This is a genomic window from Arenibaculum sp. (assembly GCF_035998295.1).
GTDB lineage: Bacteria > Pseudomonadota > Alphaproteobacteria > Azospirillales > Azospirillaceae > DASYHS01.
Genome location: NZ_DASYHS010000176.1, coordinates 1 through 21,513, shown reverse-complemented (window position 1 = coordinate 21,513; position 21,513 = coordinate 1). Strand labels below are relative to the sequence as shown.

Annotated in this window: 23 protein-coding genes; 18 read left to right on the top strand and 5 right to left on the bottom strand. The window is 70.5% G+C overall.

Annotated elements, in window-relative coordinates; translation table 11 throughout:
• Positions 1–22 precede the first annotated feature (22 nt).
• Entirely contained in the window at positions 23–1,522 is a 1,500-nt protein-coding gene (locus tag VGO20_RS17770; RefSeq protein WP_327503707.1) for an aldehyde dehydrogenase family protein, read from the bottom strand.
• A 162-nt stretch (positions 1,523–1,684) separates the two neighbouring features.
• Here VGO20_RS17770 and VGO20_RS17765 point away from each other — a divergent pair, with 162 nt between their 5' ends.
• The 3 genes from VGO20_RS17765 to VGO20_RS17755 are packed head-to-tail and all read left to right on the top strand — an operon-like array spanning position 1,685 to position 4,354.
• Entirely contained in the window at positions 1,685–2,947 is a 1,263-nt protein-coding gene (locus tag VGO20_RS17765) for a type III PLP-dependent enzyme (protein WP_327503706.1), read from the top strand.
• Between the two features lie 58 nt (positions 2,948–3,005).
• A complete protein-coding gene (locus VGO20_RS17760; RefSeq protein WP_327503705.1) occupies positions 3,006–3,863 on the top strand; it encodes an alpha/beta fold hydrolase in 858 nt (285 codons plus the stop codon).
• Between the two features lie 26 nt (positions 3,864–3,889).
• Complete coding sequence (locus tag VGO20_RS17755; protein ID WP_327503704.1) at positions 3,890–4,354, top strand: hypothetical protein; 465 nt, start codon at positions 3,890–3,892, stop codon at positions 4,352–4,354.
• Positions 4,355–4,379: 25 nt separating this feature from the next.
• Here the strand turns inward: VGO20_RS17755 and hemB are convergent, their stop codons facing one another.
• Genes hemB through VGO20_RS17740 form a run of 3 tightly spaced genes read right to left on the bottom strand, consistent with a single transcriptional unit; the run spans position 4,380 to position 7,369 of the window.
• The gene (gene hemB / locus VGO20_RS17750) at positions 4,380–5,501 is read right to left on the bottom strand and encodes a porphobilinogen synthase (RefSeq protein ID WP_327503703.1); all 1,122 of its coding nucleotides are present in this window, start codon (positions 5,499–5,501) and stop codon (positions 4,380–4,382) included.
• 21 nt (positions 5,502–5,522) lie between these two features.
• Positions 5,523–6,392 (bottom strand): metallophosphoesterase family protein, encoded by an 870-nt coding sequence (locus tag VGO20_RS17745; RefSeq protein ID WP_327503702.1) that lies wholly within the window; start codon positions 6,390–6,392, stop codon positions 5,523–5,525.
• On the bottom strand, positions 6,389–7,369 hold the full coding sequence (locus tag VGO20_RS17740; RefSeq protein ID WP_327503701.1) for a diacylglycerol/lipid kinase family protein: 981 nt from the start codon (positions 7,367–7,369) through the stop codon (positions 6,389–6,391). Before VGO20_RS17740 ends, VGO20_RS17745 begins: the two co-directional genes overlap by 4 nt.
• 186 nt (positions 7,370–7,555) lie before the next feature.
• Between VGO20_RS17740 and VGO20_RS17735 the strand changes: the two genes are divergently transcribed.
• From VGO20_RS17735 to VGO20_RS17715, 5 genes are all read left to right on the top strand, one after another.
• Complete coding sequence (locus VGO20_RS17735) at positions 7,556–8,695, top strand: isobutyryl-CoA dehydrogenase (RefSeq protein WP_327503700.1); 1,140 nt, start codon at positions 7,556–7,558, stop codon at positions 8,693–8,695.
• Between the two features lie 31 nt (positions 8,696–8,726).
• A complete protein-coding gene (locus tag VGO20_RS17730; protein WP_327503699.1) occupies positions 8,727–9,806 on the top strand; it encodes an enoyl-CoA hydratase/isomerase family protein in 1,080 nt (359 codons plus the stop codon).
• 99 nt (positions 9,807–9,905) lie between these two features.
• Positions 9,906–10,799: a 3-hydroxyisobutyrate dehydrogenase gene (gene mmsB, locus VGO20_RS17725; protein ID WP_473964860.1), complete on the top strand. Its 894-nt coding sequence runs from the start codon at positions 9,906–9,908 to the stop codon at positions 10,797–10,799.
• A gap of 74 nt (positions 10,800–10,873) precedes the next feature.
• Positions 10,874–11,347 (top strand): MarR family winged helix-turn-helix transcriptional regulator, encoded by a 474-nt coding sequence (locus VGO20_RS17720; RefSeq protein ID WP_327503697.1) that lies wholly within the window; start codon positions 10,874–10,876, stop codon positions 11,345–11,347.
• Positions 11,348–11,448: 101 nt separating this feature from the next.
• Complete coding sequence (locus VGO20_RS17715; RefSeq protein ID WP_327503696.1) at positions 11,449–11,646, top strand: DUF6898 family protein; 198 nt, start codon at positions 11,449–11,451, stop codon at positions 11,644–11,646.
• 87 nt (positions 11,647–11,733) lie between these two features.
• Here VGO20_RS17715 and VGO20_RS17710 read toward each other — a convergent pair whose 3' ends face one another.
• Positions 11,734–12,177 (bottom strand): Ros/MucR family transcriptional regulator, encoded by a 444-nt coding sequence (locus VGO20_RS17710; RefSeq protein WP_327503695.1) that lies wholly within the window; start codon positions 12,175–12,177, stop codon positions 11,734–11,736.
• A gap of 467 nt (positions 12,178–12,644) precedes the next feature.
• Here VGO20_RS17710 and rpiB point away from each other — a divergent pair, with 467 nt between their 5' ends.
• From rpiB to VGO20_RS17660, 10 genes are all read left to right on the top strand, one after another.
• Positions 12,645–13,079: a ribose 5-phosphate isomerase B gene (gene rpiB, locus VGO20_RS17705; RefSeq protein WP_327503694.1), complete on the top strand. Its 435-nt coding sequence runs from the start codon at positions 12,645–12,647 to the stop codon at positions 13,077–13,079.
• Positions 13,080–13,115: 36 nt separating this feature from the next.
• Positions 13,116–13,574 (top strand): transcriptional regulator NrdR, encoded by a 459-nt coding sequence (gene nrdR / locus VGO20_RS17700; protein WP_327503693.1) that lies wholly within the window; start codon positions 13,116–13,118, stop codon positions 13,572–13,574.
• 5 nt (positions 13,575–13,579) lie between these two features.
• On the top strand, positions 13,580–14,710 hold the full coding sequence (ribD, locus tag VGO20_RS17695) for a bifunctional diaminohydroxyphosphoribosylaminopyrimidine deaminase/5-amino-6-(5-phosphoribosylamino)uracil reductase RibD (RefSeq protein WP_327503692.1): 1,131 nt from the start codon (positions 13,580–13,582) through the stop codon (positions 14,708–14,710).
• Positions 14,711–14,852: 142 nt separating this feature from the next.
• Positions 14,853–15,458: a riboflavin synthase gene (locus VGO20_RS17690; protein ID WP_327503691.1), complete on the top strand. Its 606-nt coding sequence runs from the start codon at positions 14,853–14,855 to the stop codon at positions 15,456–15,458.
• The gene (gene ribB, locus VGO20_RS17685) at positions 15,455–16,657 is read left to right on the top strand and encodes a 3,4-dihydroxy-2-butanone-4-phosphate synthase (RefSeq protein WP_327503690.1); all 1,203 of its coding nucleotides are present in this window, start codon (positions 15,455–15,457) and stop codon (positions 16,655–16,657) included. Before VGO20_RS17690 ends, ribB begins: the two co-directional genes overlap by 4 nt.
• Positions 16,658–16,661: 4 nt before the next feature.
• Positions 16,662–17,126 carry a 6,7-dimethyl-8-ribityllumazine synthase gene (locus VGO20_RS17680; RefSeq protein ID WP_327503689.1) on the top strand — a complete coding sequence of 155 codons (465 nt, stop codon included), beginning with the start codon at positions 16,662–16,664 and terminating at the stop codon, positions 17,124–17,126.
• A 12-nt stretch (positions 17,127–17,138) separates the two neighbouring features.
• On the top strand, positions 17,139–17,726 hold the full coding sequence (gene nusB / locus VGO20_RS17675) for a transcription antitermination factor NusB (RefSeq protein ID WP_327503688.1): 588 nt from the start codon (positions 17,139–17,141) through the stop codon (positions 17,724–17,726).
• On the top strand, positions 17,707–18,738 hold the full coding sequence (gene thiL, locus VGO20_RS17670; RefSeq protein WP_327503687.1) for a thiamine-phosphate kinase: 1,032 nt from the start codon (positions 17,707–17,709) through the stop codon (positions 18,736–18,738). The genes nusB and thiL overlap by 20 nt, the downstream gene beginning before the upstream one ends.
• Positions 18,739–18,804: 66 nt before the next feature.
• Positions 18,805–19,293, top strand: coding sequence for a flagellar basal body-associated FliL family protein (locus tag VGO20_RS17665; RefSeq protein WP_327503686.1), 489 nt, complete (start codon positions 18,805–18,807; stop codon positions 19,291–19,293).
• Positions 19,294–19,537: 244 nt separating this feature from the next.
• A partial coding sequence (locus VGO20_RS17660; protein WP_327503685.1) for a sodium-translocating pyrophosphatase occupies positions 19,538–21,513 on the top strand: 1,976 nt, incomplete at its 3' end.

Genomic DNA, 21,513 nt, shown 5'->3' with positions numbered 1-21,513 from the left:
GGAAAAGACGGAAGCGGCCCTTCTACGCCATGTTCAGCACCACCGTCTTCTTGTGCGTGAAATGTTCGAGCATGGATTCGAGCGAGGCCTCCTTGCCCATGCCGGACGACTTGACGCCGCCGTAGCTGAGATTCGGCTGGACCACCAGGTTCTGGTTGACCTGCACGATGCCGGCCTCGAGCCGGTGCGCGGCGTCGAGCGCGGTCTTCAGGTCCCGGGTCCAGATCGTCGCCGCGAGGCCGTACTCGCTGTCGTTGGCGGCGGCGATCACCTCCTCGTAGTCGTGGAAGCGGATGATGCAGGTGACCGGCCCGAAGATCTCCTCGCGGGCGACGCGGCTGTCGTTGTCGAGCCCCAGGAACAGGACCGGCTGGACGAACAGGCCCTTGGCCAGCCGCGGGTCGGACGGCATGGCCGAGCAGGCCAGCGCGCGGGCGCCGGGCGTCTCCGCGCCGATGCGGATGTAGTTGCGGACCTTCTCGAACTGCTCGGGCGAGACGATCGCGCCGATGTCGGTCGCCTCGTCCAGCGGGTCGCCCATGCGCAGCGTGTCGACCTTGGCCTTCAGCTTCTCGGCGAAGGCGTCGTGGACGGAGTCGTGGACGAAGATCCGGCTCGCGGCCGTGCAGCTCTGTCCCTGGCGGGTGAAGCGCATGCCGATCATCGCGCCGTCGACCGCCCGGTCGAGGTCGGCGTCGCCCATCACGATCATCGGGCTCTTGCCGCCCAGTTCGAGCGTGACCGGGATCAGCTTGTCGGCGGCGGTGCGCGCGATGATCCGTCCGGTCTCGACCGAGCCGGTGAAGGTGATCTTGGCGACCTTGGGATGGGCGACCAGCGGCGCCCCGCAGTCCGGGCCCATCCCCGACAGGATGTTGAGCACGCCCGCGGGCAGCACCTGGTTCATGATCTGGCAGGCGCGCAGCGCGGCGAAGGGCGCCTCCTCGGCCGACTTGACGACGACCGCATTGCCCGCGACCAGCGCCGGCGCGATCTTGAGCGCCATCAGCATCATCGGCACGTTCCAGGGAATGATCGCCCCGACCACGCCGACCGGCTCGCGCAGGGTCAGGGTCAGCATCTTCGGGTCGAAGGGGACCGTCTCGCCCTTCAGTTCCGGGGCGAGGCCGCCGAAGAAGGTGAAGACGTCGGCCAGGATGCTGGCCTCGAGCCGGCTTTCCGTCCGCAGCGCCTTGCCCGTCTCCAGGGCGACCAGGCGTCCCAGTTCCTCGACATGCGCCGACAGGGCCCGGGCGCAGTCCGCGACCAGGCGCCCGCGCTCGCGGGCCGGCACGTCCCGCCAGCGCCGCTGCGCCGCCGCGGCCGCCTCGACCGCCGCGGCGACGTCCGCCGCCTCGCCCAGCGCCGCGTGGCCGGCGACCTCGCCGGTCGCCGGGTCGATCACCTCGAACGTCCGGCCCGACCGCGCGGGAACCATCGCGCCGCCGATCAGCAGCTTGCCCGACAACTCCGCCGCAAGCGCCTGCGGGTCGAGCACCGGAGAGAGGGACGGGGATCTCATGTGTTCCTCCAGACAGTGGCCGTCGGGCGCAACCGCGCTGCGTCCGCATCCGGCTCATGTGGGAAGCGGATACGGTGACACAAATGCGTCCAGGCCCGGCCGGGCTTTTCAAATGCCGCCGCCGCCGCGATATTGCGGGGATGAAGGAAGGGAGTCGACTGCATGCATAAACCCGTTGCCACACCGGCGCTGCCGTTGAGCCCTGCCGAAAGCTCGGCCATGGCGAGCCGTGCGGGCCAGGGGACGCCGAGGTTTCCGGACGCGGCCGCGATGGCGGCCACGCTGCGGCCGGACAATCCCGTCTACTGCGTGCGGCCCCACGCGCTGCGCGCCGGCGCGCGCGACTTCCTGGCGCAGTTCCCGGGCAAGGTGCTGTACGCCGTCAAGTGCAACGCCGAGCCGGTCTTCGTCGACGCGCTCTACGAGGCGGGCATCCGCCATTTCGACACCGCGTCGCTGCCGGAGATCGCGCTGGTGAAGGAGCGCTACCCGGACGCGTCGGCCTATTTCATGCATCCCGTGAAACAGCGCAGCGCGATCCGGGCCGCCTACTACCAGTACGGCGTCCGCCATTTCGTCGTCGACCATCCCGACGAGCTGGAGAAGGTCAGGGTGGAGACCGGGCGGGCGGAGGACGTGACGGTCGTGGTCCGCATGGCCACCGCGCGCGGCGCCGCGATCTACGACCTGGGCGGCAAGTTCGGCGCGTCGGTCGACGGCACCGCCGCCCTGCTGCGCACGGCCGCCCAGGCCGGGCACCCGGTCGGGCTCTCCTTCCATGTCGGCTCGCAATGCCTGACCCCGGCCTCCTACACCGCGGCCCTCAGGCTGGCGGCCGACGTGATCGAGCGGGCCTCGGTGCCCATCCGGGTGCTCGACGTCGGCGGCGGGTTCCCCGTCCCCTATGTCGGCCTGATGCCGCCGCCGCTCGACGAATACGTGGCGGCGATTCGCACCGGGCTGGAGGGGCTCGACCTGCCGGAGGGCTGCGAGCTGTGGTGCGAGCCGGGCCGGGCGCTGGTCGCGGCCGGCGCCTCGCTCGTCGTCCGGGTCGAACTGCGGCGCGGCAACCAGCTCTACATCAACGACGGCGTCTACGGCAGCCTGTCCGACCTGAAATACGCCGGCCTCACCTTCCCGATGCGGGTGCTGAGGGTCGACGGACGGACCAGCGGCCAGCTCGACGACTTCGCGCTCTACGGGCCGACCTGCGATTCCGTCGACCACATGGAGGGGCCGTACCGGCTCGCGGCCGACGTCCGGGAGGGAGACTACATCGAGATCGGCCAGGCGGGAGCCTACACGCTGGAACTGCGGACGGACTTCAACGGCTTCTTCCCCGACCGCTTCGTCGAGGTCAGCGACCCGGCCTTCCTGCCGGCGCCCGAGATGGAGGCGAAGCCCGTCGCGCGGGCCGCGGAGTGAGCGGCCGGGGTGCCGGGAACCATGTCCGGCGGCGCGCCGGCGTGCTAGACCTTCCCGCATGAGCAAGATCCCGCGAGAGCACGCCTTCCTCGGCCTCGGGCCCGGAGGGTTCCACCGCGTGGCCTACCTGGAGTGGGGCGACCCGGACGCGGCGCGGACGGTCGTCTGCGTCCACGGGCTGACGCGCAACGCCCGCGACTTCGACCCGCTGGCCCGCGCGTTGGCGGAGGCGGGCTGCCGGGTCGTCTGCCCGGACGTCGTCGGCCGGGGCGGCAGCGACCGGCTCGCCGACCCGATGGGCTACGCGCTGCCCCAGTACGTCCAGGACATGGTCGCGCTGATCGCGCGGCTGGACGTGGCGACGGTCGACTGGGTCGGCACCTCGATGGGCGGGCTGATCGGCCTGCTCCTGGCGTCCCGGCCCAAGGCGCCGTTGGGCCGGCTGGTGCTGAACGACGTCGGCCCCTTCGTCCCGAAGGAGGCGCTGGCGCAGATCGCCGGCTATGTCGGCCTGGACCCGACGTTCCGGACCATCGACGAGGTGGAGCGCCACCTGCGCCTGATCCATGCCGGCTTCGGGCGCCTGAGCGCGGCGCAATGGCGGAGCCTGGCGCGGACCTCGTCGCGCCCGCGGCCCGGCGGCGGTTTCGGCCTGCTCCACGACCCGGCGATCGTCGTCCCGATGCGGGCGTCGGCCCCGGTGGACGTCGACCTCTGGGACCTGTGGGACCGGGTCGCTGCCCCCGTCCTGGTGGTGCGCGGCGCCGATTCCACCCTGCTGACGCGCGAGGTGGCCGCCGGGATGACGCGCCGCGGCCCGAAGGCGGAGATCCACGAGGTCGCGGGCGCCGGGCACGCGCCGTCGCTGATGGCCGAGGACCAGATCTCCGTGGTCCGGGACTTCCTGTTCAGATGACGTCTGGTAACATGACCCCCGGTGACATGAGCGAAGACGCCCCGATCCCGATCCGCAGACCGGCCCAGTCCGCCTGGGACGACTTCGACGACGAGCAGCGCGGCCTGTTCCGGACCCTGGTCGAACTGCTCGCGGCCGAGCCGGGCTGGCGGGAGCGCCGGCAGCTCTTCTTCCGGATCGTCGAGAAGCTGCGCGGCGGCTTCGAGAGAAACCGCCGCGACGTCGGCAGCAACCTGCCCTTCATGGCGCTGCTGCCGGTGCACATCGCGGCCCTTCTCGAAGGCCTTGCCGAGGAGGAGGTCGCGTCCCTGGACCAGGCCGCCTTCTACCTGCTGTCGGCCCATCCCGAGCACCAGGAAGCGGCGGATGCCTGGCTGCGCGCGACGCGGGACCGGCAGAAGGGGTTCCTGAAGTTCCTGTCGGCGAACCCGTTCTACGCCGCGCTCTACCGGGCCCACGAGCAGTACTTCTCCGACTCCGGCATGGAGTGAGCGCGCGGCGACGCTCCGAGGGCGCTCAGCCGCGGCGCAGCAGCCGTGCCGCGTCCATCGCCGCGTAGGTCAGAACGGCGTCCGCGCCGGCCCGCTTGAAGGCGAGCAGGACTTCGACCACGGCGTCGTCGTAGTTGAGCCAGCCATTGGCCGCGGCCGCCTTCAGCATCGCGTACTCGCCGCTGACGTGATAGGCGAAGGTCGGGACGGCGAAGGTCTCCTTCACCCGGCGGACGATGTCGAGATAGGGCATCCCGGGCTTGACCATCACCATGTCGGCCCCCTCCCGCAGGTCGAGCGCCACCTCGCGCAGGGCCTCGTCGGTGTTGGCCGGGTCCATCTGGTAGGTCCGCTTGTCGCCCTTCAGGAACCCGCCCGAGTTCACGGCGTCACGGAACGGGCCGTAGAAGGCAGACGCGTATTTGGCCGAATAGGCGCAGACCCGGACGAGCTGGTGGCCCGCCGCGTCCAGGCGGTCGCGGATCGTGCCGATCCTGCCGTCCATCATGTCGGAGGGCGCCACCACGTCGATGCCGGCCGCCGCCTGGACCAGCGCCTGGCGGCACAGGATCTCGACCGTCTCGTCGTTGGCGACGTAGCCGTCGACCACCAGGCCGTCATGGCCGTGGCTGGTATAGGGGTCGAGCGCGACGTCGCCGACGATGCCGATCTCCGGCACCGCCTGCTTGATCGCGCGGATCGCCCGGCACATCAGGTTGTCGGGGTTGTACGCCTCGCGCGCATCCTCGGACTTCAGCTCGGCCGGGACGACCGGGAACAGCGCGATCGCCGGAATGCCGAGTGCCGCGGCCTCGCTGACCATGTCGATCAGCAGGTCGATCGACAGCCGCTCCACCCCGGGCATCGAGGGGATCGGCTCCCGCCGCCCGCTGCCGTCGACGACGAAGACCGGCAGGATCAGGTCGTCGGGCGACAGCCGGTTCTCGGCGACCAGGCGGCGGGTCCAGCCGTCGGCCCGGTTGCGCCGCATGCGCGTCCGCGGAAACGCCGGGCCGGCCGCGCCCTGGGACGGGGCCGGCGGCACGGGCGCGTGCGCCGGTTCCGCCGCGGGAACGGGCAGGGCGGCAGCGGGCAGGGCGGGGGCGGGCCGGGGAGAGGACCGGCGGAACAGTCTGTCGAAAAGCATGGGGATCTTGCGGGGCCGTGTTCAACCTTGTCGGACGCGATGGTACGCGCCGCCCGCCACCTTCCTCAATCCCGTATCTTGCGCGACCAGTTGCCACACGTCGCCGCGCTTCTCGTAGCGGCTGCTCATGCCGCCGGTGAAGCGCGCGCCTTCCCACGACCGGACCTCGATCTCGATCCCCGGCGGACCGATGGTGATGAAGTTGTAGGCGTTGGGCTCCCGGCGCAGGCGCGTCGAGGTCGCCGTCGAGGCCTGGGCCACCAGGATCGAGCGCTCGATATGGGTGTGGTGGCCCATGATGTCGCCGGCATAGGCCCGGTGGAGATGGCCGGCGAGGAGCAGGTCCACCCCGGCGGCCTCGATCGCCGCGAGCGCGCGCCGGGCCCGGCCGACCAGCCGCGTGCCCGGGGCGTCCGGAGGCGGCAGGAACGGGTGGTGGGTGAAGACGATCTTGAAGCGGCCGTGGCCCGCCTCGCGGAAGACCTCGGCCGCGCGCTCCATCTGGAGGCGGTTCACCCGGCCCTCGGCGAAGTCGAGGATCACCGGGCGCGCGGTGTTGAGGCCCAGCACCGCGATCTCGTCGTCCTGCCAGTAGGGGTTCAGGTCGCGCGAGACGAAGTGCCGGTAGGCCGAGAACGGCCGCGAGAACCGGGCGAACAGGTTGAAGGCCGGGATGTCGTGGTTGCCGGGGACCACCATGTGCCGGACCGGCAGCCGCGCGAGGAAGTCGCGCGCGGCGTCGAACTGGCTGCGCCGGGCCCGCTGGGTCAGGTCGCCGCTGATGACGACGAGGTCGGGCCGGAGCCGCTCGATGTCGGCGAGCAGCGCCTCCACCACCATCGGGTCGATGCGGCCGAAATGCAGGTCGGAAATGTGGGCGATCTTTCTCATGCCGACCGGGGCACCGCGTCGAGGGCATCGGTCTCCCGGCCGGATGCCGCGGCCTTGAGCCGGTCGAGTGCCGCGCCCCGGGGCACCAGGACGCGCAGCGCGCCCGGCCGCAGGCGGTATTTCAGGGGCGGGATCATCACCTCCAACTCGCCGTCGTTCGCGACCTGCAGGCGGCTGCGCCGGCTGGTGACGGTGAACTCCCGGGTCTCGAACACGTCCAGCTCCTCGTCCTGCTGCCAGGACCCCAGGACCATCTCCGCCATCAGCCGGGCCATGGCGAGCGGGCGGCGGTGCCGCGCGACATAGACGCCGAGACGGCCCGAATCGAGGCTGCTGCGCCGGGGGATCGGGGCGAACCCTTCCTCGTAGCGGTTGTTGGAGGCGACGAGCGCCGGGGTCACGATGCTGGTCGGCCCGGTGCCGAGGTCGAGCCCGACCGTGAACATCGGGTAGCGGTACAGCGACTTCACCACGGCGACCGCCATGGCCGGCCATTTCGAGAGCTTGCGCTTCGACATCTTCTGCCGTGCGCGCATGTCCTCGCGCTCGCGGATCATCAGCGGGTAGAGGCCGAAGGCCGAATGGTTGAGGAAGATGCGGCCGTTGACCTCGGCGACGTCCAGGGGATGGACCTCGCCGGCGGCAAGCGCCGGGATGGCCTCCTCGACCTCGAGCGGCGTGTCGAGGTCGCGCGCGTAGAGGTTCAGCGTGCCCAGCGGCAGGATGCCCAGCGGCGTGCCGGTCCCGACGAGGCGGTTGGCCGCGCACGCCACCGTGCCGTCCCCGCCGCCGACGACGACCGCGTCGGCCCCCGCGGCGGCGGCCCGCGCGACGGCGTCGACGATGCCGCGCCCCTCGGCGACCTCGACGTCGGCGTCGTGGCCCGCCTCGGCGAACAGGCGCCGGACCAGGTCGGCGGCGTCTTGCGGCGGCCGGCCCAGCAGGTAGCCGGCCCCGGCATTGAGAACGACGGCCATCTTCATGTCGCGTGCACCAGCTTCGCCCTCACGAGACTCGCCCCAGCGGCCAGCAAGGAACAGCATCGGAGCCCGCCCGGTTCCTGGCGGCGGAAAGACTTTCGCGTGCGCCCCCCCGAACATTGACAGAAGAGGCCGGGCCACTATCATCCCGTGTCCTGTGCACGAAGGGGGAGATGCGGGATCATGAACTTCGACCTGACGGAAGACCAGCGCGCCTTCCAGGATCTCGCGCGTGGCTTCGCGGCCGATTCCCTGGCCCCGCACGCCGCGGAATGGGACGAGAAGGAGACCTTCCCGGTCGACGCCCTGCGCCAGGCCGCCGAGCTGGGCTTCGGCGGCATCTACTGCAAGGAGGAGTTCGGCGGCTCCGGGCTGACGCGGCTCGACGCCGCCATCATCTTCGAGGAGCTGTCGGCCGGCTGCGTCTCGACTTCCGCCTATCTCTCCATCCACAACATGGCGACCTGGATGATCGACCGCTTCGGCAACCAGGAGCAGCGGTCGCGCTGGGTCCCGGGGCTGGCGTCGGCGCAGCTCTTCGCCAGCTACTGCCTGACCGAGCCGGGGGCGGGTTCCGACGCGGCGAGCCTGCGCGCGCGCGCCGAGCGCGACGGCGACCACTACGTGCTGAACGGGTCGAAGGCGTTCATCTCCGGGGGCGGAGCCTCCGACGTCTACGTCGCGATGGTGCGCACCGGCGAGGCGGGCCCCAAGGGCATCTCCTGCATCGTCGTCGAGAAGGGGACGCCCGGCCTGTCCTTCGGCAAGAAGGAGCGCAAGCTCGGCTGGAACAGCCAGCCGACCGCGATGGTCGTGTTCGAGAACTGCCGCGTGCCGGTCGCCAACCGCCTCGGCGAGGAGGGCGACGGGTTCAAGATCGCGATGATGGGACTGGACGGCGGGCGCCTCAACATCTCGGCCTGCTCGCTCGGCGGGGCGCGCGCCAGCCTGGACGCGGCGCGCGAGTACATGGGCGTGCGCAGCCAGTTCGGCCGCAAGCTCGCGGACTTCCAGGCGCTCCAGTTCAAGCTCGCCGACATGGCAACCGAGCTGGAGGCGGCGCGGCTGATGGTCCACCGGGCCGCGGCCTCGCTCGACCAGGGCCACCCCGAGGCGACGATGTACTGCGCCATGGCGAAGCGCTTCGCCACCGACGTGGGCTTCAAGGTCTGCAACGACGCGCTCCAGCTCCACGGCGGATACGGCTACATCCGCGAATACCCGATCGAGCGCTACCTGCGCGACGTGCGGGTGCACCAGATCCTGGAGGGCACGAACGAGATCATGCGGGTGATCATCGCCCGCCGCCTGCTCTCGTCGTGACGCCTCCGCCGACAGCGCATACGGGAAGAGAATGACCGAGGTTCAAGACATCCGATTCGAAGTGACGGGCCCGATCGGGGTCGTCACGCTCGACCGGCCGAAGGCGCTCAACGCGCTCAACCTGCCGATGATCCGGGCCTTCGATCCCGTGCTGGCGCAGTGGGAGCGCGACCCCGCGGTTCGGGCCGTCGTGGTCCAGGGGGCCGGCGACCGCGCGTTCTGCGCCGGCGGAGACGTGCGCGCCGTGTGGGACGACGGCAAGGCGATGAAGGCGGGGCAGGGCGGCGGCGCGCTGACGCGCGACTTCTTCCGCGAGGAGTACCGGCTGAACCGCCGCATCCACCGGTTCGCCAAGCCTTATGTCGCGCTGCTCGACGGCATCACGATGGGCGGCGGGGTCGGGCTCTCGGTGCACGGCTCGCACCGCGTCACCACCGAGCGCACCCTGTTCGCGATGCCGGAGACCGGGATCGGCTTGTTCCCCGACGTCGGCGGGAGCTGGTTCCTGCCGCGCTGCCCGGGCCGGACCGGGACCTATGTCGCCCTGACCGGGACGCGGCTGCATGCGGCCGACATCCGGTATCTCGGCGTCGGGACGCACCACGTCCCGTCCGAGCGCCTGGCGGCGGTGGTCGACGATCTGGCCGCGGCAGACTGGAGCGGGGATGCCGGCGGCATCGTCGACGCGGTCCTGGGCCGGCATGCCGGCGACGCCGGCGAACCGACGCTGGCCGCCCAGCGCGCGGCGATCGACCGCTGCTTCGGCTTCGACACCGTCGAGGAAATCCTGTCCGCCCTGGAGCGCGAAGGAACCGATTGGGCCAACGCCACGTTGACGGTCTTGAGCCAGATGTCGCCCACGAGCCTCAAGGTCACGCTGCGGCAGATCAGGACCGGAGCCGGGCTCGACTTCGACGATGCCATGCGCATGGAATACAGGCTGAGCCAGGCATGCATGCGGGGGCACGATTTCTACGAAGGCATCCGCGCCCTGCTGGTCGACAAGGACCGGTCGCCGAAATGGCGGCCGGCGAGCCTGCGCGACGTCGGCGAGGCCGACGTCGAGGAGCATTTCGCGCCGCTCGGCAGCAACGAACTGACTTTTGTCTGACCGGGTGCCGACCGGGCGCCCGCGGGCGCCCGGCGACGTAGTCAAACGCGCAGAAGCGGCGCCGGCCAGCGCGCCGGCCGCATCGGGAGGAGCAGGAACATCATGGCGACGATCGCATTCGTTGGGCTCGGGAACATGGGCGGGCCGATGGCCGCCAACCTCGTCAAGGCCGGGCACCGCGTGCTCGGCTTCGACGTCGTCGAAGCCAACCTGGCCCGCGCGCGGGAAGCCGGGATCGAGACCGCCGCCTCGGCCGCCGACGCCGCGCGCGCGGCCGAAGTGGTCGTGACGATGCTGCCGGCCGGCGCGCATGTCCGCTCGGTCTATCTCGGCGAGGACGGCGTCCTGGCTGCGGTCCCGGCCGGCGCGCTGCTGATCGATTGCTCCACCATCGACGTCGAGAGCGCGCGCGCGGTCGGCGCGGCGGTCCGCGAAGCGGGGTTCGACATGGTCGACGCCCCGGTGTCGGGCGGCGTCGGCGGCGCGGCGGGCGGCACGCTGACCTTCATGGTCGGCGGCAGCGACGCCGCCTTCGCCCGGGCCGAGCCGATCCTGTCGCATATGGGCAAGGCGGTGATCCACGCCGGCGGCCCGGGCACCGGCCAGGCCGCGAAGATCTGCAACAACATGATCCTCGGCATCTCGATGATCGCCGTTTCCGAGGCGTTCGTGCTTGCCGAGCGCCTGGGCCTCGACGCGCAGAAGCTCTTCGACATCGCGTCCAAGTCCTCGGGCCAGTGCTGGTCACTGACCAGCTACTGCCCGGTGCCGGGGCCGGTCCCGGCCTCGCCCGCGAACCGCGACTACGTTCCCGGATTCGCCGCCGACATGATGCTGAAAGACCTGAAGCTGTCGCAGCAGGCGGCCCAGGGCAGCGGGGCGCCCACTCCGCTGGGCGCGGAGGCCGCGTCTCTTTATGCAATATTCTGCAATAATGGAAACGGCGGGAAAGATTTTTCGGGAATTATCAATATGCTCCGGGGAGAACCATAGGTTATCATCAGGAGGAAGCCGACGGGCGCGGGCCGGTGCCGCGCCGTGCCCCGGCGGAGCCAATGGAGAAGGCCGTGCGACAGCCCTACTATGACAGTATACTACTGATTGAGAGACTTCACCGCCATTTCCTGGAGGTGTTGAAGACGGAGCTGGACCGGCTTGGCATCCAGGACATCAACAACGTTCAGAGCCTGATCCTCTACAACATCGGCGACGACGAGCTGACCGTCGGCGAACTGACCGCCCGCGGCTACTATCTCGGGTCGAACGTCTCGTACAACGTCAAGAAGATGGTCGAGAACGGCTATCTCGGGCAGGAGCGTTCGCCGCATGACCGCCGGTCGGTGCGCGTGCGCCTGTCCAAGAAGGGGCTGGACCTGCGCGACAAGATCAGCGCCATGTTCGAGCGGCAGATCGACGCCCTCGACAAGGCAGGGCTCTCCGACGAGGAGCTGACCAAGGCGAACGACACGATGCGCAAGCTCGAGCGGTTCTGGTCGGCCTCGCTCGACTACAGCGCGTTCCCGGTCACCTCGGCGGCCTGACGCGGCATACCAACGGCTCCACGTGCTTCCGGAGCGGAGAGGCTGGCACCTCTCCGCTCCCTCCGCCGTTCGAGGCCGGGTAGTCAAAGGCGCGGGTCCGGATGGAGAAGGCGGCAGCGATGGGTGGCGAGCGCGAGGTGCTGATCGAGTTCCAGCGCGTCGGCATGTACCTGAAGGCGACGGCGGTGGACCCGGACACCCTCACCGAGGTGAGCGTCGTCGGCCCCCTGCACGCCGAGGCGCAGCTCAAGCGCACGGTGGTCGCCAAGTTGAGCTACGTGCTGGCACGAAAACGTTGATCTGCGTGCCGGCACGAAAAGAAAGCGGCAGCCGCTGACGGGCTGCCGCGGGACCGGCCGGGTGCGACGGCCAGCCGGCCGAAGGCCTCAGGATGCCCGACGACGGGTCTGGCGGCCGGAACTGCGGCCGAGACCGATCTTCTTCGCGAACTCCGAACGCTGTGCCGCATAGTTCGGCGCCACCATCGGATAATCCGGCGGCAGGCCCCACTTGGACCGGTACTCGTCCGGCGTCATTCCGTAGGTCGACCGGAGATGGCGCTTCAGCATCTTCAGCTTCTTGCCGTCTTCCAGGCAGACGATGTATTCGGGCGTCACGGACTTCCGGATCGGCACGGCCGGCTTCTGAGGCTCGGCCTGCGCTTCGCGCGGCGCCCCGTTCAGCCCGGTCAGCGAGGAGAAGACCGTGTTGATGACTTCCGGGATCTGCTGCGCCGGAAGGACATTCTTGCTGACGTAGGCGGACACGATGTCCGTGGTCATGCGCAGAATGGCATCCTCGGGGAGATTGTGTTCCTGCTGCTCACTCATACCCAGTGTCCTGGTTATTCATTGTCTTGGCCCGCACCAAGTTGCACAGAGAGATTTAGGTGTCAATAAAAATTCCGCAAGAGGGCCGCTGCTTATTTTAAAGACCTGGGCGTTTACAGCGAAGGGCCAAGACTGCCACAGCCTTCGCGCTGGCGCGAAAGGCAGGGCGAAGGCCGATTTGTCGAATTGTAGTGGATGTGGAGTACCCGTTATCCCGTAGCCGAAGGGCGCAACTTGACGTATAGGACGCCGTCTCAAGATTGCGCCCGGTTTCCACTCCAACGGTAGGATTACGGAAAGAGACGGGAAAGCGCGCCGGAAGCCGGACGCGAGTCCCTGGACGGGCGGGGCGGGGCAGGGCAGGGGGCAGGGCGGCGGTGATGTGGCGGCATCCCGCGACATCGGCTATGGTCGGCTCTGGTCGGCTTTGCCGAAGATAACTTTCCGGTTTGCGTGGGTCTGGTGACATGTCGGGTGAGAAGATCGCGATCGCTTCCGATCATGCGGGAGTGGAACTGAAGGCCGCCCTGAAGCAGGTGCTGGCGTCCGCCGGCTGCGAGGTGCTGGACCTCGGGACGGACGGGAGCGCCTCCGTCGACTATCCCGATTTCGCGGACGCGCTCGCCGCCCGCATGCGCGCGGGCGACGTGGCCCGGGGCGTCCTGATCTGCGGCACCGGCATCGGCATCGGCATCGCGGCCAATCGTCATAAGGGCGTGCGCGCGGCACTCTGCCACGACGTCACCTCGGCCCGCCTTTCCCGCCAGCACAACGACGCCAACGTGCTGGTGCTCGGCGCCAGGATGGTCGGGGCGGAAGTGGCCCGCGACTGCCTGCTCGCCTTCCTGGAAACGCCTTTCGAGGGTGGGCGCCACGAGCGCCGGGTTGCGAAGCTCGGCTGAGCCCGCCGCCCACCGACCACGATCCGACGAGGCCCCATGCGCTGCCCCTTCTGCGGACACGACGACACCCAGGTCAAGGACTCCCGCCCGACGGAGGACAACTCCGCGATCCGCCGGCGGCGCTTCTGCCCGAGCTGCGGCGCCCGGTTCACGACGTTCGAGCGGGTCCAGCTGCGCGAGCTGACGGTCGTGAAGAGCACGGGCCAGAGGGAGCCCTTCGACCGCGAGAAGCTGCTGCGCTCCATGCGCATCGCGCTGCGCAAGCGCCCGGTCGACGCCGACCGGATCGACCGGATCGTCAACAGCCTGGTCCGCCAGCTCGAAAGCTCGGGAGAGAGCGAGATCCCCTCGAAGCAGATCGGCGAGATGGTGATGCAGGCGCTGCTCAACCTGGACCAGGTGGCCTATGTGCGCTACGCGTCCGTCTACAAGGATTTCCGCGAGGCCGCCGACTTCAACGAGATCGTCGGCACGCTGAAGCAGGAGGTAGGCTGACCGCCATGTCCGGACAGCGGTGGGGACAGGACGACGTCCGGCTGATGCGGACGGCGCTGGCGCTGGCGCGCCGGGGCCTGGGGACGGTGGCGCCCAACCCGTCGGTCGGCTGCGTGATCACCCGGGACGGCGTGATCCTCGGCCGCGGCTGGACCCAGCCGGGCGGGCGCCCGCACGGCGAGACCGAGGCGCTGCGCGAGGCGGGCGGCGCGGCCGCCGGCGCCACGGCCTATGTCAGCCTGGAGCCGTGCAACCACTTCGGCAAGACCCCGCCCTGCACGCAGGCCCTGCTGGCGGCGGGGCTCGCCCGCGTCGTCGTCGCCTGCGAGGACCCCGACCCCCGCGTGTCGGGCGGCGGCGTCCGCTTCCTGCGCGAGGCCGGGCTGGAGGTCGAGCTCGGGCTGTGCGCGGAGGAGGCGCGCGAGGTCAACCGGGGCTTCTTCCTGCGCATCGCGCAGGGGCGGCCGCTCGTGACCCTGAAGCTCGCGACCACCCTGGACGGCCGCATCGCCACGCGCTCCGGCGACAGCAAGTGGATCACCGGCGAGGCGGCGCGCGCCTGGGGGCACGCGTTGCGGGCGAACCACGACGCGATCATGATCGGGTCGAACACGGCGCTCGCCGACGATCCGGACCTGACCTGCCGGCTGCCGGGGCTGGGCCATCGCTCGCCGATCCGCATCGTCCTCGACAGCCGCCTGCGCCTGCCGCTCACCAGCCGGCTCGTGCGCGGCGCGCGCCAGGTGCCGGTCTGGGTGGTGGCGCTCGCCGGCGTCGACCGGCTGAGGGCCCAGGCCTTCGCCGACTGCGGCGTCGAGGTCATCGAGGTGGCGGGCGGCGAGGTCGGCGCCATCGACATGGCCGAGGTGCTGCGCGCGCTGGGCGCGCGGGGGCTGACGCGGGTGCTCGCGGAGGGCGGGGCGAGGCTGGCGGGATCGCTGCTTCGCGAAGACCTCGTGGACCGGATCGAGTGGTTCCGCGCGCCGAGCGTGATCGGCGGCGACGGCGTCGCCGCGGTCGTGGGCTCCGGCGTCGAAGCCCTCGCCCAGGCGCCCCGTTTCGAGGGCGCCGGCGTGCGCCGGGTCGGTGAGGATCTCGTGGAATCCTATGTGAGGCGCGCCCGGCGCGACCCTTGACTGCGGGGAAGGCGCTTGGCAAACGCGGCCGGGCGTGCAACCAATGGCCCCGTGCCGGACGATGCCGGCGCAACTCGCATGCGCCCGCCGAGGGCGAAGGAATCGTGCCCGCGACGGGCGAAGGATTGTTGGGTTCGGGACCATGTTCACCGGGATCGTCACCGATGTCGGCCGGATCGCCGAGGTGGAGCGGCGGGGCGACACCGTCTTCACGATCGAGACGCGCCAGGACCTCTCGGACGTGCGGATCGGCGCCTCGATCGCGTGCAGCGGCATCTGCCTGACGGCCGTCTCGACCGCCGCGGCGGAGAGGGGTGGGCGCTTCGTCGTCTCGGCCTCGGCCGAGACCCTGTCCAAATCGACGGCTGGCGCCTGGACGGAAGGAACCGAGATCAACCTGGAGCGCGCGCTCAGGCTCGGCGACGAGCTCGGCGGCCACGTCGTTTCCGGCCATGTCGACGGTTTGGCCGAACTGATCGAGGTCCGGCCCGAGGGCGACAGCCACCGGCTGCTGTTCGAGGTGCCGGCGGAGCTGGCGCAGTTCGTGGCGCCCAAGGGATCGGTGACGCTGGACGGCGTGTCTCTGACGGTGAACGAGGTCGACGGGGCGATCTTCGGGGTCAACGTCATCCCCCACACCTGGGACTGCACGACGCTGGGCCGCCGCCGCCCGGGCGACCGGCTGAATTTCGAGGCGGACATGTTGGCGCGCTACGTCGCGCGTCTGTTGGCGGTACGGGGATCATGAAGACCTTCACGAAGGCACAGGTCGGCGCGGCGGTCGCGGCCGGCCGGGAGCGCACCGGGAACCTGGACTTCCTGTCGGGCCCGGAGGAGATCATCGAGGAGGCGCGCCAGGGGCGGATGTTCATCCTCGTCGACGACGAGGACAGGGAGAACGAAGGCGACCTCGTGATCCCGGCGCAGTGGTGCACGGCCGAGACGATCAACTTCATGGCCCGCTTCGGCCGCGGGCTGATCTGCCTCGCCATGGACCGGCCGAACGTCGAGCGGCTCGGCCTGCAGCTGATGGCGCGCCAGAACGCGTCGCGCCACGAGACGGCGTTCACCGTGTCGATCGAGGCGCGCGAGGGCGTGACGACCGGCATCTCGGCCGCCGACCGCGCCCGCACGGTCCAGGTCGCGATCAACCCGCAGAGCACGCCGCGCGACATCGCCTCGCCCGGCCACGTCTTCCCGCTGGTCGCGCGCGACGGCGGCGTCCTGGTCCGCGCCGGCCACACCGAGGCCGCGGTCGACATCGCGCGCCTCGCCGGCCTGAGCCCGGCGGGCGTGATCTGCGAGATCATGAACGACGACGGCACCATGGCGCGCCTGCCGGACCTGATCAAGTTCGCGCAGTTCCACGGCCTGAAGGTCGGGACGATCGCCGACCTGATCAACTACCGCCGCCGCACCGAGACGGTGGTCGAACGCGCGCTCGAAACCGAGCTGGACAGCCGCTTCGGCGGCAAGTTCCGGATGGTCGTCTACGTCAACAAGATCGCCTATGCCGAGCACATCGCCCTGGTGAAGGGCGACATCGCCACGCCCGGGCCGGTGCTGGTCCGCATGCATGCGCTGAACGTGCTCGACGACGTGCTGTACGAGAAGGCCGGGGGGCGCGGCGGCGACCTGCAGGCGGCCATGAGCCGGATCGGCGCGGAGGGGCGGGGCGTCGTCGTCCTGCTGCGCGAGCCGCAGCCGACCAGCCTCTCGTCGCGGGTCAGGGCCGTGCTCCAGGGCGGCGGGGACGACGACGACGGCCCGGAGCTGAGGGACTACGGCGTCGGCGCCCAGATCCTGGGCGACCTCGGGGTGCGGGAGATGGTGCTCCTCTCGAACCGCAGCAAGACCATCGTCGGCCTCGACGGCTACGGTCTGCAGGTCGTGGGCCGGCAGCCGATCGCCGGCGGGTCCGCGGGCGACAGCAAGGAAACGGAATAGCCTCATGTCCGACAAGCCCCATGTCATGATCGTGGAAGCGCGCTTCTACGAGGACATCGCCGACGAGCTCGGCCGCGGCGCCGTCGCCGCGCTGGAAGCGGCCGGCTGCACCTACGAGCGTTTCCCCGTCCCGGGCGCGCTCGAGATCCCGGCGGCGATCCGGATCGCCGTGCGGGCGATGGATTTCGACACCGGCCGACGGCGCTTCGACGGCTACGTGGCGCTCGGCTGCGTCATCCGCGGCGAGACGACCCACTACGACTATGTGTGCCAGGAAAGCGCGCGCGGCCTGCAGGACCTGGCGCTGCGCTATACGCTCGCGATCGGCAACGGCATCCTCACGGTCGAGAACGACGACCAGGCCTGGGCGCGCGCCTCGGTCGCCGGCCGGAACAAGGGCGGGGTTGCGGCGCAGGCGTGCCTTGACATGATCGAGATCAAGCGCCAATTCCGGCTGTACCCGAGATAAGCTCCAGGACCCATGTCCAAGACCGACAACGCACTGCGCGCTGCCGCGCGGCTGGCCGCTGCCAAGGCGGCTTCCCGCGGGGACGAGACGCCCGAGCCGAAGAAGCAGCGCGGCGGCGGTTCCGCGAAGGCCCGGCGCAAGGCCGCCCGGCTGGCGGCGGTGCAGGCGCTCTACCAGATCGACCTGACCGGCACGAATCCCGAGACCGTGCTGGGCGAGTTCGTGAAGCACCGCATCGGCCAGGAGATCGACGGCGACCGCTATGTCGCCGCCGACCCGCAGCTCTTCGCCGACATCCTGCGCGGCGCCATGGCCCGGCGCGAGGAGGTGGACCGGATCGTCACGGGCTCGCTCGACCCGCAATGGCCGCTGGACCGGCTGGAACTGCTGCTGCGCGCCATCCTGCGCGCGGGCGCGTTCGAGATCCTCGCCCATGGCGGCACGCATGCGCGCATCCTGATCAGCGAGTATGTCGACGTCGGCCGGGCCTTCTTCGCCGGCCGCGAGCCCGGGATGGTCAACGGCGTGCTCGACCGCGTCGCCCGGACGCTGCGCCCGGACGAGGTTTCGGGGGAGGGGCGTGACCCCGCCGGCGAGTGACGGTCCGCGCCCGGCCGGGGACAGGCTCGGCGAGTTCGACCGCATAGACCGGTTCTTCAGGCCGCTGGCGGCCGGGAACCCGGCCAGCCTGGGGCTGACCGACGACGCGGCTCTTCTAGCGCTCGCCCCGGACCGCGAGCTGGTCGTGACCACGGACGCCCTCGTCGAGGGCGTGCATTTCCTTCCGGGCGACCCTCCGGCCGACGTCGCCGTCAAGGCGCTGGGGGTCAACGTCTCCGACCTCGCCGCGATGGCGGCCGACCCGCTCGGCTACACGCTGGCGCTGGCGATGCCCAGGGGGTGCGACGACGCCTGGCTGGAGGCGTTCGCGGGCGGGCTTGCCGAGGCGCAGCGCCTGTTCGCCATCGCGCTGCTCGGCGGCGATTCGGTCGCGACGCCCGGGCCGCTCGTCATCAGCGTCACGGCGATGGGGACGGTTCCGAAGGGGCGGGCGCTGCGCCGCGGCACCGCGCGCGCGGGAGACGCCGTCTTCGTCACCGGTACGTTCGGCGACGCCGCGCTCGGCCTGCTCGTGCTCCAGGGCCGGCTCGATCCCGGCCCGGCCGCCGCCGCCGAACTCGCGGACCGCTACCGCCGGCCCCGGCCCCGGCTCGCCGCCGTCCCGCTGCTGCGCGCTGTCGCCAGCGCCGGCCTCGACGTCTCCGACGGCCTGGTCGCGGATCTCGGCCATCTCTGCGCGGCTTCCGGCCTCGCGGCCGAGATCGCGATGGAGCGGGTGCCGCTTTCCGCAGCGGCCCGCGCGGCCGTCGGCCTGCGGCCGGACCTGCGCACGCTGCCGCTGGTCGGCGGCGACGACTACGAGATCGTCTTCACCGCCGATGCCGCGCGCGAGGGCGAGATCGCGGCACTCGCGCGCGACGCGGGCGTGGACGTGACGCGGATCGGTGGGATGGTGGAGGCGGGGAGTGCCGCCGGGGTCCGAGTCCTCGACCCGTCGGGTGCGCCCGTTCCCCTCGCGGGACGCGGCTGGGTCCATTTTCAGGACGGTTAAGCGGGCCTTAACGGAAGCTGCGCATCGTAGCTCCGCGGCACTGCGGCCGTTCGGGGAGACCGGACCATGCGCATTCTCCTTCTTCTGTTCGGTGCCCTCTTCATGGCCGGCGCCGGGTTCGGCGCGGGCTGGTACGTCTTCGTCGAGCTCGGCTACGGACAGGCCGCGGAGGAGGGCGCGGAGGAGGACCGGGAGGCCGGCCAGGCGCAGGCGCCGCCTCCGCCGTCCACCGGCGTGCCCCTGTTCGTCAATATCGGCCCGCTGACCGTCCCCGTCCTCGCCTCGGACCGCATCGACCAGTTCGTGACCCTGCTGGTCGCGGTCGAGGTCGGCGACGCCGCGACGGCCGAGCGCGTGCGCGCACAGGGCCCGCGGCTGACGGATGCCTACCTGACCAGCCTCTACGGCGCCGTCGCGTCGGGGACGATGATCCAGGCCGGCCTGCTCGACCTGGCGCAGGTGAAGGAGCGCCTGAACGCGGCGAGCCGGCGCGTGCTCGGCCAGGAGGCTTTCCGCGACGTACTGGTCCAGGTGGTGACGCAGCGCCCGATGTGACGGTGTTCGCCCGCCGCGCCCCGATTCGGGGCGTCCGGCGGCGGAACTTGCGCGGTCACGGCTGCGGATTGCCGGGGGACACCACTCCTGGGCAGTGGATCTGCTCCGGAGTTGTTGCCCCAGTTGCTTTGCGCGTTTCCCTCCGGCATGCTTCGCCGGCACCAAATTTCCCGCTACCACCTTGATCTATGGCGGTAAATGCGGGCACTGGGACCATCCTCAAAAAGGGAAGGTGGGGGGATTGATGTCAATCGCGTTTTTCTTCGTCATCCTCTGTGGCCTGCTCGCGCTGGCATACGGGGCCTATGCGGGCAAGCAGGTCATGGCGGCGAGCGCCGGCTCGGAGCGCATGCAGGAGATAGCCGGCGCCGTCCAGGAGGGCGCGAAGGCCTATCTGAACCGGCAATACCTGACGATCGCCATCGTCGGCGTCGTCATCGGCATCGTGCTGGGCTTCGTCCTCGGCATCCAGGCCGCGGTCGGCTTCTTCGTTGGTGCGATCCTGTCCGGCCTGGCGGGCTACATCGGCATGAACGTCTCCGTCCGCGCCAACGTCCGCACGGCCGAGGCGGCCCGGCACGGGCTGGCGCCGGCACTCGACATCGCGTTCAAGTCGGGGGCGATCACCGGGATGCTGGTGGTCGGCCTGGGGCTGCTCGGCGTCGCGGTCTACTACGGCATCCTGCTCGCATCCGGGTTCGAGACGCGCGCCATCCTTGAAGCCCTCGTCGCGTTGAGCTTCGGCGCCTCCCTCATCTCGATCTTCGCCCGCCTCGGCGGCGGCATCTTCACCAAGGGCGCCGACGTCGGGGCCGACCTCGTCGGCAAGGTCGAGGCCGGCATCCCCGAGGACGATCCCCGCAACCCCGCCGTGATCGCCGACAACGTCGGCGACAATGTCGGCGACTGCGCCGGGATGGCCGCGGACCTGTTCGAGACCTATGCCGTCACCATCGTCGCGACCATGCTGCTGGCCGCGATCTTCTTCACCGGCACCACCCAGTCGGAGATGATGATGTACCCGCTGGTGATCGGCGCGGTCTGCATCATCGGCTCGGTCGCGGGCACCTTCTTCGTGAAGCTGGGGCCGAGCAACAACATCATGGGCGCCCTCTACAAGGGCCTCATCGTGACCGCCGCGATCTCGGCGGTGCTGATCCTGCTGGCCACTCTGCTGATGTTCGGCCTCGGCACGCCGATGGAACGCATCGGCGGCGCCTCGGTCACGGGCTTCGACCTGTTCCTGTGCAGCCTCGTCGGGCTCGGCGTCACGGGCCTCCTGGTCTGGATCACCGAGTACTACACCTCGACGAGCTACCGCCCGGTGCGCAGCGTCGCCAAGTCGTCGGAGACCGGCCACGGCACGAACGTGATCCAGGGCCTCGCGGTGTCGATGGAGTCGACCGCCCTGCCGACGATCGTGATCTGCGCCGGCATCATCATCGCCTACGCGCTCGCCGGCCTGTTCGGCATCGGCATCGCCGTGACCACGATGCTGGCGCTGGCCGGCATGGTGGTGGCTCTCGACGCCTACGGCCCGGTCACCGACAACGCCGGCGGCATCGCCGAGATGGCCGATCTGCCGAAGGAGACGCGCGTGACAACCGACGCGCTCGACGCGGTCGGCAACACCACCAAGGCGGTCACGAAGGGCTACGCGATCGGCTCCGCCGGCCTCGCGACCCTGGTGCTGTTCGCGGCCTATACCGAGGACCTGAAGCACTACTTCCCCGACGTCCCCGTGACCTTCGTCCTCCAGGACCCGTTCGTGGTGGTCGGGCTGCTGATCGGCGGGCTGCTGCCCTACCTGTTCGCTTCCATGGGCATGACCGCCGTCGGTCGCGCCGCCGGCGCCGTGGTGGTCGAGGTGCGGCGTCAGTTCCGCGAGATCAAGGGGATCATGGAAGGGACCGCCAAGCCCGACTACGGCCGCGCGGTCGACATGCTGACCAAGGCCGCGATCCGCGAGATGGTGATCCCCTCGCTGCTTCCGGTGGTGGCGCCGATCCTGCTCTACATCATCGTCAACCTGATCGCGGGCCAGGCGGCCGCGTTCTCGGCGCTGGGCGCGATGCTGCTCGGCACGATCGTGACCGGCCTGTTCGTCGCGATCTCGATGACGTCGGGCGGCGGCGCCTGGGACAACGCCAAGAAGTACATCGAGGAGGGCAACTACGGCGGCAAGGGTTCCGACGCCCACAAGGCGGCCGTGACCGGCGA